Here is a 13,851-nt window from a genome sequence, read left to right as displayed (position 1 = left end):
GAAAAGTTTAAGATTTTGATGAATTTTGGAAAAATATAGAGGATGAAAACCGTTTTTACTGATAGTTTATATACCTGGTTTTTTACCTGTGGTAAAAATGTGTTTTATGTATAGTGATCCAAATAATTAGTGAAGTATTTGGATAATTTTTGTGTACAAAATATCCAAAATTCAAAATAACAGAACTGACTGTTATCTTTTCAAGTTTTGTCACTCATGTAAATACGTTTGGGTTTTGAAATCGGAGTAATGATTCGTATTTTTGTTTGGACGTTTTTAAAAAACATTTGAACCTATATTACTATGAACATGAATATTTTGAATTATTACAGGAGTTTATCCGCTTTTATATTATTAGGACCTTTATGTTTTGGGCAATACCAGCTTGAAGTCAAAAATATATCAAAAAATTATAGTGCTGTCATTCATTCTGAAAACTGTTTTGAAGGTAGTTGTAAAGGCAAAAGTACAGTAGATCTGTTTAATAACAACAATACCAAGGTCCAGACTTTTGTATCTGATGACCTGGTAATAGACTTAAAGCCGGATCAAAAACCGAGGCCCGGAAAAATGATGACGCTGACCGATGAACAGAGATCGCTTATCATAGATGATTTTAATTTTGATGGTACCGAAGATATAGCTATAAGGAACGGAAATATGGGGAACTATCACAGTGCTTCATATGATGTATACGTTTTCAACAGTACAAGAATGAGTTTTGTAAAAAGTAAAGAGCTTACGGATCTGGCATCGAATGGGTTTGATATTTTTGATGTTGATTCCAAACGCAAACGTCTTATCACTTCCGGAAAATCGGGATGTTGTGATATTTTCACTACAGAATATGCCATAATTCCGAATAAAGGACTGGATAGAGTTTTTGAAAAAGAAGTGGATATGACTAGTGAAGACCATGTAAAAGTGATCACGAAAGAAAAAGTAAACAATAAATGGGTAACCAAAACCAAGGTATATACATCAGAACAATATAATAAAGATAAGTAAGATGAAGATCCAGAAAGAAATTGATTTTATCCTGGCAGTAGATGCCCTGAAAAATGTACAGCGAAGAAATTATAATGCAGACGATTCCAGAAGAGAGAATACAGCAGAGCATTCATGGCAGATTATTATTCTTGCCCAAATCCTTTATCCGTATGCAAAAAACCGCACAGATATTGATTTGTTAAGAGTTATAAGAATGCTTTCGATTCATGATCTTGTAGAGATTGAGGCAGGTGATACTTTCCTTTTTGATGAGGCAGCAATGGTGGGGAAGTTTGAAAGAGAAAAGATTTCCGCACAGAAGATCTTCGGAATTCTGGATGAACCTTTAAGAACAGAATTCTTTAATCTATGGCTTGAGTTTGAGGAAGAAGCAACTCCAGATGCTATTTTTGCATGTTCTATCGACAGAATTATGCCTTTTATTCTTAATTCCTATACTTCCGGGAAAAGCTGGACAGAAGCTGGAGTGACTGAAAAACAGATCAGAAATATGCTTGAAAATGCTATTACCAGAGCGTCAGACGAAATGGGAGAGGCTTTTGAAATGTTGTTGAGCAGAGGTCTGGAAACAGAAAAGGTCTTAAAATAATCTGAGTTTGATAAGGATGGTCAGTTGGGAACATGGAGGCTGGAAGTTATTCCTGTAATTAATAAAAGTCACTTGTTTGGCCTTTCTGATATCAAAAAAACAGAAATGTTTTATTCTGAATTTAGAGTAAAATAAATATCATAAAATTTTCGGGCGGCCAAAGGCCGCCCGAAAATTTTTATTTATAGTATCTGGATTGGTTTCTTGAATTCATCAATTGCTACAAAGGTGAAGTCACCTACAATTGCTTTTTCTCTTTCATAAGAATACATCTGCTCTGTATAGATTTCCACACTTACTTTCATACTGGTTTTTCCAACATATGAAACTTTTCCGATAAGCTCTACAATCGTTCCTGCAGGAATAGGTTTTTTAAAATCGATTTTATCACTGCTTACTGTTACCACTCTTTTTCTTGCGAAACGAGTCGCTGCAATAAAGGCTACTTCATCCATAAGCTGCATGGCAGTACCTCCGAAAAGGGTATCATAATGATTGGTTGTGTTAGGGAAAACCGCTTTAAAGATTCTGGTTTCGGCAGCTTCAATTCTTTCTTCTGTAGTCATATTTCATTATTAATTAAAGCGAAATGAAATAGTATCAAAACAACAGAATAATGACAGGAACTTTGGAAATCCCTGAAATAATCCATCAGATCAATAAAACTTCAGATCGCGAAAGTTTCTTGTTTAAGAAAGCGGCAGGTCTCCTGACTTGTAACATCTTTATCTCCTTCCCATGCCTCGCACAGTGGATCTTTTAATAAAGATTTCAGTTACTTACAGTTGCGCGACAGTCCGTGATTTTCACACGGTTCCCTTTTAATCTGCGGTGATGCAGAACCAGTTTCTATGATGAATAAGCGTTAAAACTTTTTCGGCTGCAAAATTAATGAATTTATTCCGGATTATGATAAATAATCTGGCTGATTACTCTTCCCTTTTTAATGGTCCACAGAGTGGTATACCTGTATTCTCCCGAACCATTGATCATATAAAGGAAAATGTTATCATTGTCCAGTGAAGTTACCCCTACATTGTTAAAATCCATAGTAGGCTGGAACATATTTTTGATAGCTTCTCTCACGAAAACAGACCCTCTTCCGGGCTGCTGAAGTCTGATCGATTTGATTTCCGTCATCCCTTCAGGCAGATCATTTCCGATACCCCAAGGTTTTACTTTATCAATAGTAAGAAGTTTTCCTTCAGCATCCTTTTCCTTTTTACGGTAACCGGCATTGGATGGGTAAACATCAATGACGACTTTGCTTCTTTGAGCAGTAGGAATTTTAGGATCAGAATTGTCTGTGAAGATTAGAGATCTTCCGTTTTTAGATTTGGACGGAGTATAAGCAGGAAGCTGATCGATAAAAGCAATGCGCTCTTTATTTACCATTCCTTCTTTATCAAGAGTTTCATAGCGTACAAAAGGCTTATCTTCGTCCTGCTTTTCAGGATATTTGATCCAGATCCATTCCGTTTCTCCAGGAGCCGGCTTTACATAAACAAAAACATCCCCTTTGCGCATACGGATCTTATCTACAATTTTCCTATAGTTATCCTTATGTACACGTACATTGGCGTAGCCTTCTTCAGCTTTTACAACACCAAAAGGAACTTTGTTTTGCCCTTTAACGAAGGCTAAAGAAAAAATACTGAAAGCAGACAGGTACAATGCTTTGTTTACTGAAATCATCTTAACAAATTTTAGATTCCCAAATATATAAATTAAATGCTTTTTGGATGGGTAAAATAAAAAGGTATTTACTGAAATTATCAATATCCTCTGAATAATTTATAAAATTCATCATCAGGAATATAATACTTGTCATTCTCCTGTAACCATTCCAGAGATTCTTTACTGAGATTTAGTTTATCATAGGCTTTGGTTTTCAAATATTTTTTTTGTCCATCGACGATACGGTATATTATTTGCCCTGTTTTATCGTCTACCAATAGGGTTCTCTCTTTTGTCGTTCTATCTTCTGGATGTGGAGAAAGTGAAATATACCAATAGGAATGAATGTCATTAAAAGCTCTATCAATACCTATAAAGGGAGATCCATATGAATCCGCTATAGTCAGAAGATCATAAAAAGTCATCCTGAAATGAGAGTCATGGTCTATTTTCTGTTGTAATGTACCATCTTCAGAATAAGCGTACCATATTCCTCGCGGATAACCGGAAGCTTTTACTCCGTATCCAAAATGTTTTATGGTATGAATTGAACCATTTTTGTAGAAGTCAACTTGGGTCTTAAATGAGTCAGAGAATTGCTGGGTATATCCTGTATTTTCAGTTGTTCTTGTATAATACTTCTGTGTATCTTTTTTACCAGTCAGAATAAGGCTGATTATTCCGTCCTTGAATTCATAAGTCGTTAATGGAATAGGGTTGTCAGATTTGTCTCTCAGCTCAGCAATATGTTTATTGTTGTCTTTATCATGTCCTACTTTGTAAAATGTCCCATTGACTGGCTGCTTTTTTTTGGCATAGGAAGCCAGGGTCTCATAAGTAGGTATAATTAGGTTTTCCTTTGAAATATCATCAATTTTTATCGTACTGAATTTTTGTGCCGGATTGGGTGTTTTCTGCTGTGCACTCATAAAAGGTGAAATACTGAAAATTCCAATTAAAAATAATGATCGATATATCTTGTCCATATTAGAATAGTTTTTCATCTACAAATCAGTATTAAGAGTCTGATCTTTGATTAGATGAATCATAAATAGCTTTCGGATCATTTTTCAGGTAATATGAAAAGACTCCGAAAAATAACATCAGGAACAGGAATAATGCTCCACATATATAAAAAGCTGTTCCAAAACCATAACTAATGGTCATTTCACCTCCCAATCCCATTCCTATTTGGTTGTTTCCCAATCCCTCCATCTTGGACTGGAAAGTCAGATAGAAGGCCAATAAAGAGATCAGCCCAACCAGAGAAATGGAAATATGATAAATATACTTTTTCTTAATACTTTTGATCAGGTGAATGACAATTCCTGCAATAGCAGCTAAAAATGCAATGATGATAAGCGGGCTCGGCGGAATATTTTCTTTACCTTTTTTATCCTTCGAATCATTTAGAGGAGAATATTCACTATCAGTGTTTGATGATTTATCGCTTGAATCATTTCCAAAAGCTGATCCAAAAGGAGAGTTCTGCTTAAGGTTTTCCTTCATACGTTCATTCATTGCCTGTTGGGAAACCCCTGTTACCAGATCAGTTCCTTTAATAGACATTAAGGTTGTATCCCCACATTTTATCAGGAAAAAAGGAAAGAAAAAACAGAGGATGATAACTGTATAGCTCGGTATAGGAAGAAGGTCTGAAAGTACTTTTAATGGTTTCATAAATTATTGTTTTGCTTAAAAGTAAGAAAAATTATATTGATAATGTACAAAAGAAAAGAGAGCATCCTCAGACACTCTCTTCCATTATTGTATTCCGTTAATTTTCAAATTCTGAAATTAATCCATTTGAAAATAGATTAGATTCTCTCTAATTCATCCGCATCGATCGTTGTCTTGAAGGTTCCATAGTTAACAATAACCTTATTTCTGGAAATTTTCTCAATGGTTCCTACGCTGGTACTTCCGGTGATGCGGACACGTTGGCCTTCTTTCATCCAGACTGCACGGTCACTCTTACGCTTTTCTTCCAGCTTCTCGTTCGTTTCAGCAATTTTTTCAATCACATCTTCCTTTTTAAGCTGTTGGGTGATCTTTCTTTTAACCACCTGAAGACGTTTGGTTTCATCTTTATCAGCACCAATCTTCCTGAACTTCTCCTGTTCAAGCAGTTTTACAAAATCCTTCACAACGTCTTTTCTGGATTTCCCTTTCGTATAGCTGTCGATGAAAGTTTCAATTTTGTTTCCAAACTGAAGCTTACGGTGTTCCTCTTCATAAAGTTTCTGGAAATTGAACAGTTTCTGTTGCAGCTGTTCATTCAGTTTCTGAAGATTATCACGTTTGTCTTCTACAGACTCTTTTCTTTCGGCAAGATCAGATTTCAGTTTTTCAACCTCAAATTTCTCCTGCTGTAGCTTTACAATTGTTTTATCAAGATTCACAATATCATGCTCTACCTTTTTCTTGGCAGAATGAATGATAAATCTTGGGATTTTATTCTTCTCAGCAACTTCAAAAGTAAATGAACTTCCTGCCTGGCCAACCTCAAGTTTATACATAGGCTCCAATGTTTCCTCATTGAAAAGCATTGCCGCATTCTGAGCATTCGGAAGCTGTTCTATAACAAGTTTGATATTCGTGTAATGCGTCGTAATGATTGCAAAGCTCTTTTTATCATAGAAAAATTCCATGAAACTTTCAGCCAGCGCGCCTCCCAGTTCCGGATCAGAACCTGTTCCGAACTCATCAATCAGTAAAAGCGTATTAGCATCAGCCTCACGAATGATTCCGGACATCTTCTTTAACCTTGATGAATACGTTGATAAATGGTTTTCAATAGATTGATTATCACCAATATCAGTCATGATCTTCTCAAAGAAAAACATCTCAGACTTTGGATGTACAGGAACCAGAATACCGCTCTGAATCATCAGTTGCAGTAATCCCACTGTTTTCAATGTAATTGATTTTCCACCGGCATTAGGTCCGGAGATACAGATAATTCTGTTGTGCTCCGTTAAAGCCAGGGTCTGGGAATGAATCGTTTTGTTCTCAACCTTATTTCTCAACCATAATAGAGGGTGGAAGGCTTCTCTTAATTTTAATGTTTTATGACGGTTGATCTTTGGAAGAACTCCGTTGACCAGGTCTGCAAACTTAGCTTTAGCCCTTACCAGGTCCAGATCAAATATATACATCTGATACCTCCACAGCTGAGGTTGAAATTCTGCCAGTTCTGCTGTCAGTTTTCTTAAAACCTTATCAATCTCTTTTTTCTCTTCCTCCTCGTTTTCACGAAGATTAAAGTAATGTTTTACTACGCTGTCCGGTTGAATATAAGTGATAGAACCGGTTTTTGAAATTCCCAGGGTTCTTCCCGGAACTCTTTTCTTAAAACCTGATTTTACCGCTAAAACCCTTTGATCATCAATAATAGTTTCCCGTATATCATCCAAAAAGTCACTTTGTCCGTAGGTGGTCAAAGCACGGTTGAAATTTTCCTGAATTGCTTTTTTAGCATGCTGGATTTCAGTTCTTATCCCTTTTAAGGCCGGAGAAGCCTCACTTTTTACTTCACCAAAACGGTTGAAGACCTTATCTACCTTATCGATGATCTCTTTTCTGAATTCCAGGATAGAAACCTCTTCCAGTAAAGTAGGAAATGTTTCCGGCATGGTAGGGAAGAACTTCTGTAATCTTCCGATCTGTTCCGTGATGGTTTTTATTTTGATGAAAGCACTGTTTTCCAGACGGTAATTCTCAATAAGCATCAGTTTCAGCTCACCTTCAATATCTTCATATTCATCAAACGGAATCGCATTTGAACTTTCAAAACTCGACAGATATTCTGACGTTTTTTTCAGTGAAAGTTCTGCCTCGTCAATTTCCATCGGACGAAGTTGAAGAATTTTTTCTCTTGTTTTCGGAGAATACGCAAATGGGGAGATTTCCGCGAGCAATTGCGGAAACTCTAATTCGTCTAAATCTTCTTTATCTATATACACAGTGCAAATTTAGTGAGAATTTTGATTATTACGTATATTTGAATGATTTACAAACTATATCCATGAAACAATTATTCTTTATCCTGCTTTTCATTTCGGTAGGTATTCAGGCTCAGATTAAAAAAACTGACTCCGGAAAACGAAGTAATATTGAAAATAAAAAACGTTTTAAAAGCTATAAGAAAGCTGGAAATTATGGTATAAAAAGCTCTAAAGATGATCAGGTGAAGAGAATTATTAATCTCAGTCAGCAGACTGATAATTCTAAAAAAGAAATCGTAAAGAAAAATGATAACGGAGGATTAATAATTTATGAAGAAAGATCCTCGGTAAGATATAGAATGTATCTGTTTATTGGTTTAGATGCTGGTACGGATAGCTTTTTAAGAGATAATAAGTTGATGACGAGAGGAATCTGATAGGACACCATCTTAAAAATATATCATGAAAAACTTATTGTTTATTTCCCTTTTTCTATCTGCAGCGGTTCATTCACAGGTTAAAAAAATGGATATTGAAAAGTTTAGAAAACATATAGGTCTTACAGATAAAGAAAACATAACAGGCAACAGAACTTTTACCTATGAAAATGGGGGTAACGTTATTACTCTGTGGCAACAAAGCAGCGGAGAGTATAGAGAAGATGTACAGAAAAAAAACAGTGTTTATGCCACAACTTTTCTTTATAATCAATATACTTATGCTTTACAATACGAAGGTTTATATTGTAAAGGTACACCTGTTGGAATTCATAAAAAATATTCAAAATATGGAAAGCTGATTGAGCAGACTGATCAGGATTTGTCATTAAGGGAAATAGGTATTTTTACCAGAAAAGATATGGCTAAGATTATGAAAAGGGATTTTAATATCAACATTGAAAAAGAAGACGAGCTTTATATGATGAATGCTTTTGACAAAGATGGAAAGTATTTTTGGAGAATTGTGTGCAGGCCTCACCCTGAAAAAGGAGCTGATTTTGCCCCTGCCTTTGCTTATTTGTTTGATGCCAAGACAGGTGAGTTTTTAAGTAAGTCAGTCTTTGTAATAGAAGGATAAAATAACGAAAGAATAAATGAAACTGGAAACAGAACGCCTGGTCTTAAAAGCTATCAATGAGGCTAATACTGAAGAGATCCTGCGTATCAGGAGCAATGAGGTCATCAATCAATATGTAAAAAGGAATTCTCCAAAAACCAATTATGATGCCTTAGAATTTATCCTGCACATCAAAAGAAAAACTCAGAATAAAGAAATTATTTTCTGGGGAATCTCATATAAAGACAATCTCAGTCTTATCGGAACGATATGCCTGTGGAATTTTTCAGAAGACAGAAAGACCGCAGAAGTTGGATATGAATTACTGCCGGAGCATCACCGAAAAGGAATCATGTCTGAAGCTCTTCATGCTGTTTTGGATTATGGGTTTAATGAACTGCAGCTGGAGGAGGTTTTAGCTTTTACAAGCAGATTCAATGAAAATTCTAAGCAGCTTCTTTTAAAACATCATTTCATTTTTGAAGAATATCAAAAAGATGAACGCCATCCCGACAATATTATTTTTAGCTTAAGAAGGTATTAGTAACCGGTGCCAGTAGTTTTTTCTATCTTTAGCCACAAACAGATTGATAGTACACACTATATATAGAATGAAATAAAGTCCTTAACTGGTTTGAGAGATACTTAAAATTGATCTTGTATCTTCAGAACTTTGGAACAGCTTTCTGTTAATCGCTTTATCCATTGTGTTATCCTGTTTTTCCTCTATTTTAATTGAAAGAAAAGTCAAGATATTTAAAGTCTGACCTATGCTTTTATTTTAATATTAATTACTTTTGCATTATGACCTGGACAGAAATTTTAACCCCGATAAAAAGTACAGAATACTTTACAACTCTTTGGGAAAAAGTAAAGAATGAATATGCAACTACCAAAGTTTTCCCTCCGAAAAATCAGATTTTCAGAGCATTGGAGTTAACACCATTTGATGATGTGGAGGTGGTTATCATTGGTCAGGATCCATACCATAACGATTATCAGGCTAACGGATTGTGTTTTTCTGTTTCAGAACAGGTAACTGCTCCGCCATCGCTTAAAAATATTTTTATTGAATTAAAAGATGATCTTGGAGTCGTAAGAACTTCTAAAGAGCTGGATGACTGGGGGAAGCAGGGGGTTCTTTTACTGAATGCAACGCTGACAGTTCGTGCCCATTCACCCAATTCCCATAAAGATCTAGGTTGGGAAACCTTTACTAACTATATTATTAAGGAGATCTCTGATAAAAAAGAAAATGTGGTCTTCGTATTGTGGGGAGCTTTTGCACAGAAAAAAGCCGAACTTATTGATCCGGCTAAGCATTTTATATTGAAATCGGCGCACCCGTCACCGTTTTCCGTTTATAGAGGTTTTTTCGGAAGCAAGCCTTTCTCAAAGATTAATGAATATCTTGTTTCCAAAGGAAAAAAGCCTATTTCCTGGTAGTATCAGAGGAAGCTCCGGCTTTTTTGATGCTGACTCCTATTTTATATTTTCCGTTTAATTCTGTAGTCCCTCCTGATTTAGGATAGGGATTGACTTCCTGCAATGTGATAGTGTACCCATTGAAGTCAGCAGACTGATGATAGTTACGATTCGGGAAATCCATGCTGGCAAGATTTAAAAGAACAGGTCGGGTAGAGATCCCCATCACTTCAACCTGAGCAAGAGCGGCTCCGGCCCAGATACAGTTTACCCCTTCAGGACAGCGGCTATCCTCTGAGATCCCTTTGAAGGTAATATTCATCTGATATTCTTTCAGAAACTTATTTTCTCCTTCGTCCAGATAAATGATCCCGTTTTTCTGGACGTTAGACGTTGTATGGCTTGTCATTTCAGAGTTTTTTGAATCCGTTTTGGCTTTCTTTTGGGCATCACATCCTGTTAATGCAAAAATTCCCAGACTGAATAAGATGGCTTTATGGAACATGATTTCTTATTTTTTTAGATTAAATAATATCAAACATATTAAGAAGTACTACCAAAAACATTGCCACACCCACTACAAAGCTGAATCCCGTACCATAAATAAACCCGATTAAGGCCCCTTTAGTGGATTGTAAAGCCTTGTTCATATCCTTGCTGTCATGAAGCATTTCACCGATAAATACTCCAGCAAACATTCCAATCAGGAAACCCAAAGGAATTGGAATGAATATTCCGACAATGGTTCCTATTACAGATCCGATACTTCCCCAGCGCGTTCCCCCATATTTTCTGTTGGTTCTTGCCGGAATCACATAGCTTAAAACAACAGAAGCTGCTGTGAGAATTCCAAAAGCCCAGATATAGATCATTGGAAGATCAGCATCCGTCCCGAATTTGTAGAGCAGCAAGCCGCAGATGCTTAATAAAAGCCCTGGTAAAACGGGAAGAAATGTTCCCAATATGCCGACAAACAATAAAATAAGACAGAGAATATTAATGACAGTTGTATCCATTCTTTAAAATATAAACGAAGATATGAAACCTCAGTGATTCAACAAATATGCTGATGATGAAAATAGAAGAGTTTCCTGAATGATATAGAGGAAATTTATAACCCGTTTTAAAATTTGGGATGAAAATTGATTGTGAATAGTAACATCATCATCCTTAATTTTATAAATTTGCTGTAATGAAAGATGACCTACAGGAAACCAAGAACTATTTGCAGGAAATAAGCGAACAGTTATACCTATATATCACCCAGATCTCTCCATCCGGGCTGGATTGGATTATTCATATTATTGTAAAACTGGCTTTGCTGTGTGCGGTATTTTTAATTGTAGATTTTGTTTTTAAATTTGTTATCAATTTTATTTTCCGTCTTTTTCACAACGAAGAAAAATTTCCGGTACTTAAATCCATTTATCAGTCCAAAATTACCAATTCAGTAGCTCATTTTGCTGCTCTGACTGTTGTGGGTGGAATACAGGGATCTATTTTTCCGGAAGGAGCGTTACCCAAGACGACCATTTTCATCATACGATGTGTTAACTTAGGATTAGTAATGATTTTAGCTGGGATGCTGTACAGATCATTAACGGCATTCAGAAATTATTTCTCCATCAAGCAGGATTTTTATAAGATCATGGCATTGAATGCGATCTCTGAAACTGTAAAAATTCTGGGAATCTTTGTCTTTTCTGTTGTGGGACTTTGTGTAGTATTCGGAATTAAAGGAACAACCATTGTTGGAAGTCTGGGAGCTATTACAGCTGTTTTGGTTCTCGTTTTCAGAGATACTATTCTGGGATTTGTAACCGGAATTCATGTGGCGACCTCCAAAAATATGAAAGTAGGTGACTGGATCAGTATTCCCAAATACAGTATAGAAGGAAATATTACGGAAATAAGTCTTCTGACAACCAAAATTACCAATTTTGACAAAACAGTTTCCACTATTCCTACTTATGATTTCCTGACCACGGAGATCAAAAACATGCAGGTCATGTCTGAATCCAATAACAGAAGGATCAAGAAATCTATTTATTTTAATATTAATTCATTCAAATTTCTTACCGATGAGGATATTGAACGTTTAAAAGAAATTAATCTTATTGCTGATTATCTTGAACAAAAAAGAGTGGAAATCAGAAGAGAAAAGCAAAGTCTGAGCAATAATGATAAAACCATTAACGGAAGACAGCTTACCAATATAGGTGTTTTCAGATATTATGCACAGAAATATATAGAGAGTGATCCGGACGTTGAAAAAAATGCCACAAGAATGGTTCGTCAGTTAGAAATTACTCCGCAGGGGCTTCCTCTTGAAGTGTACTGTTTTGCGAATGATTCCAAATGGGAACATTTCGAACAGATTCAGGCTGATATTTTTGACCATTTATTGGTAGCATCCAAAGAGTTTGAACTTCAGGTAATGCAGGTAAGTGTTAAAGTATAGAACAGAAAGCAGACAATGTATCTCTTTCTCAAAAAATAAATTCAATTTTAAATGATAATGAAATTAGAACGCAAAAAGAAGTACAAAGCTGGATAAACTTCCAGCCCCAATTTTCCATCTTCTAACTTTCCCTATCTAACATCTAAATAAAAAAATGACAAAACTAAGCGTAAACATCAATAAGATTGCGACATTAAGAAATGCAAGAGGAGGTGAAACACCAAGTGTGACGGAAGCTGCTATAAAGATTCAGGAATTCGGAGGTCAGGGAATTACGATTCACCCAAGGCCGGATGAGAGGCACATTACAAGAAAAGATGTCTATGATCTGAAACCATTGGTGACGACTGAGTTTAATATCGAAGGAAATCCACATCAGTCTTTTATTGATATGGTATTGGATGTGAAACCAGAGCAGGTAACTCTGGTTCCGGATGCAGATGATGCTATTACCTCCAATGCAGGTTGGGATACTAAAAAACACCTGGATTACCTTACAGAGATCATTACTGAATTTAAAAATGCAGGAATCCGTACCTCTATCTTTCTTGATCCTTTGCCTGAGCTGGTAGAATCTGCTGCAAAGACTGGTGCAGACAGAATTGAGCTGTATACGGAAGCTTATGCAAAACATTATCTGTCTAATAAAGAACAGGCTATTAAACCTTATTATGATACTGCAGTTGCAGCTACGGAATTCGGTTTAGGAATCAATGCCGGCCACGATCTTAGTTTGGAAAACCTGAAATATTTTTCAGATAATATTCCAAATCTTTTAGAAGTATCTATCGGGCATGCTTTGGTTTCTGAGGCGCTTTATATGGGATTGGAAAATACAGTTCAGTCTTATTTGAAAAGATTGGCGAAATGGTAATCTGTTATTTTTTAAAAATATGGAAATCTTAAATTCAAAAATATTTGGCGAAGGTTTAACCGCTACGCCGCTTTTAGTATTTCACGGGCTGTTTGGAATGCTTGATAACTGGGGGAGCTTCGGGAAAGACCTTGGAGAATATCTCCCCGTACATCTTATTGATCTCAGAAATCACGGAAGGAGTTTTCATTCTGACGATATGTCTCACGATGATCTGGCAAATGATATTGCCAGTTATATGGATCATTACGGAATTCAGAAAGCCCATGTTTTAGGCCATTCTCTTGGAGGGAAAGCTGTGATGCAATTTGCCATCAAATATCCTGAAAAAGTAGAGAAACTGATCGTAGTGGATATTTCACCAAAAGCTTATCCGCCACACCATCAGGGAATCATCAAAGCTCTGGAAACGGTAGATTTTAATACCGTAAATTCAAGAAATGATGTGGAAGCTGTTTTGACTCAGTATATTCCGGAAAGATCAACGATACAGTTTTTAACAAAGAACCTGTATTGGGATGATAATAAAAAACTGAACTGGAGGTTCAATCTTAAAACATTATCTGAAAAATATAATGAATTTGTATCTAATGCAGTGAAATTCGGTGTTTTTGAAGGAGAATCCTTATTCATAGCAGGAGAAAAATCCAATTATATTTTACCTCAGGATGAATATGGAATAAAGCAGCAATTTCCAAAAGCTAAAATCGTAACCGTAAAAAATGCTGGGCATTGGGTTCAGGCAGAAAATCCTGTTGATTTCGCAAATGTTGTTAAAGGATTTCTTGGTATTGGTTAAAAATATTCTTTA

Annotated in this window: 16 protein-coding genes and 1 riboswitch; of the genes, 9 read left to right on the top strand and 7 right to left on the bottom strand. The window is 35.9% G+C overall.

All coding sequences use genetic code 11. The features are described from left to right. Window positions 1-303: 303 nt before the first annotated feature. Both M2372_RS03700 and M2372_RS03695 read left to right on the top strand, forming a co-directional pair. The gene (locus M2372_RS03700; RefSeq protein ID WP_148060712.1) at window positions 304-1,008 is read left to right on the top strand and encodes an XAC2610-related protein; all 705 of its coding nucleotides are present in this window, start codon (window positions 304-306) and stop codon (window positions 1,006-1,008) included. Window position 1,009: 1 nt separating this feature from the next. Then, window positions 1,010-1,600, top strand: a complete 591-nt coding sequence (locus tag M2372_RS03695) for an HD family hydrolase (protein WP_115973190.1) — start codon at window positions 1,010-1,012, stop codon at window positions 1,598-1,600. Between the two features lie 182 nt (window positions 1,601-1,782). On the opposite strand, the gene M2372_RS03690 is transcribed toward M2372_RS03695, so the two are convergent. The 5 genes from M2372_RS03690 to M2372_RS03670 all read right to left on the bottom strand — a co-directional run bounded on the left by M2372_RS03690 (window position 1,783) and on the right by M2372_RS03670 (window position 7,242). Next, a complete protein-coding gene (locus tag M2372_RS03690) occupies window positions 1,783-2,166 on the bottom strand; it encodes an acyl-CoA thioesterase (protein ID WP_047098292.1) in 384 nt (127 codons plus the stop codon). Between the two features lie 115 nt (window positions 2,167-2,281). Next, a riboswitch (cobalamin riboswitch) is annotated at window positions 2,282-2,462 on the bottom strand. A gap of 35 nt (window positions 2,463-2,497) precedes the next feature. Next, on the bottom strand, window positions 2,498-3,295 hold the full coding sequence (locus M2372_RS03685; protein ID WP_123318301.1) for a hypothetical protein: 798 nt from the start codon (window positions 3,293-3,295) through the stop codon (window positions 2,498-2,500). A gap of 80 nt (window positions 3,296-3,375) precedes the next feature. Continuing rightward, window positions 3,376-4,263: a hypothetical protein gene (locus tag M2372_RS03680; protein WP_148060713.1), complete on the bottom strand. Its 888-nt coding sequence runs from the start codon at window positions 4,261-4,263 to the stop codon at window positions 3,376-3,378. Window positions 4,264-4,294: 31 nt separating this feature from the next. Continuing rightward, the gene (locus M2372_RS03675; protein WP_115973193.1) at window positions 4,295-4,957 is read right to left on the bottom strand and encodes a hypothetical protein; all 663 of its coding nucleotides are present in this window, start codon (window positions 4,955-4,957) and stop codon (window positions 4,295-4,297) included. A gap of 137 nt (window positions 4,958-5,094) precedes the next feature. Next, complete coding sequence (locus M2372_RS03670) at window positions 5,095-7,242, bottom strand: endonuclease MutS2 (protein ID WP_115973194.1); 2,148 nt, start codon at window positions 7,240-7,242, stop codon at window positions 5,095-5,097. A gap of 62 nt (window positions 7,243-7,304) precedes the next feature. On the opposite strand from M2372_RS03670, the gene M2372_RS03665 reads away from it, so the two are divergent. The 4 genes from M2372_RS03665 to M2372_RS03650 all read left to right on the top strand — a co-directional run bounded on the left by M2372_RS03665 (window position 7,305) and on the right by M2372_RS03650 (window position 9,726). After that, window positions 7,305-7,661, top strand: a complete 357-nt coding sequence (locus tag M2372_RS03665; protein WP_123318303.1) for a hypothetical protein — start codon at window positions 7,305-7,307, stop codon at window positions 7,659-7,661. Between the two features lie 25 nt (window positions 7,662-7,686). Next, window positions 7,687-8,301, top strand: coding sequence for a hypothetical protein (locus M2372_RS03660; RefSeq protein ID WP_123318304.1), 615 nt, complete (start codon window positions 7,687-7,689; stop codon window positions 8,299-8,301). Between the two features lie 16 nt (window positions 8,302-8,317). Beyond that, window positions 8,318-8,824, top strand: coding sequence for a GNAT family N-acetyltransferase (locus M2372_RS03655; RefSeq protein ID WP_115973197.1), 507 nt, complete (start codon window positions 8,318-8,320; stop codon window positions 8,822-8,824). A 260-nt stretch (window positions 8,825-9,084) separates the two neighbouring features. Next, entirely contained in the window at window positions 9,085-9,726 is a 642-nt protein-coding gene (locus M2372_RS03650) for a uracil-DNA glycosylase (RefSeq protein ID WP_123318305.1), read from the top strand. Here M2372_RS03650 and M2372_RS03645 read toward each other — a convergent pair. Continuing rightward, on the bottom strand, window positions 9,713-10,210 hold the full coding sequence (locus M2372_RS03645) for a hypothetical protein (protein ID WP_123318306.1): 498 nt from the start codon (window positions 10,208-10,210) through the stop codon (window positions 9,713-9,715). The genes M2372_RS03650 and M2372_RS03645 overlap by 14 nt on opposite strands. Before the next feature lie 19 nt (window positions 10,211-10,229). Continuing rightward, window positions 10,230-10,721: a DUF456 domain-containing protein gene (locus tag M2372_RS03640; RefSeq protein ID WP_123318307.1), complete on the bottom strand. Its 492-nt coding sequence runs from the start codon at window positions 10,719-10,721 to the stop codon at window positions 10,230-10,232. A gap of 176 nt (window positions 10,722-10,897) precedes the next feature. Here M2372_RS03640 and M2372_RS03635 point away from each other — a divergent pair, with 176 nt between their 5' ends. The 3 genes from M2372_RS03635 to M2372_RS03625 all read left to right on the top strand — a co-directional run bounded on the left by M2372_RS03635 (window position 10,898) and on the right by M2372_RS03625 (window position 13,839). After that, entirely contained in the window at window positions 10,898-12,166 is a 1,269-nt protein-coding gene (locus M2372_RS03635; protein WP_115973201.1) for a mechanosensitive ion channel family protein, read from the top strand. Window positions 12,167-12,320: 154 nt separating this feature from the next. Next, complete coding sequence (locus tag M2372_RS03630; RefSeq protein WP_123318308.1) at window positions 12,321-13,040, top strand: pyridoxine 5'-phosphate synthase; 720 nt, start codon at window positions 12,321-12,323, stop codon at window positions 13,038-13,040. Between the two features lie 19 nt (window positions 13,041-13,059). After that, on the top strand, window positions 13,060-13,839 hold the full coding sequence (locus M2372_RS03625; RefSeq protein ID WP_123318309.1) for an alpha/beta fold hydrolase: 780 nt from the start codon (window positions 13,060-13,062) through the stop codon (window positions 13,837-13,839). The last annotated feature ends 12 nt before the right edge of the window (window positions 13,840-13,851 follow it).

The organism is Chryseobacterium sp. BIGb0232 (assembly GCF_024810195.1).
Lineage (GTDB): Bacteria > Bacteroidota > Bacteroidia > Flavobacteriales > Weeksellaceae > Chryseobacterium > Chryseobacterium pennae.
The sequence above is the reverse complement of the archived record's forward strand: the minus strand, read 5'-3'. Positions and strand labels throughout refer to the sequence as shown.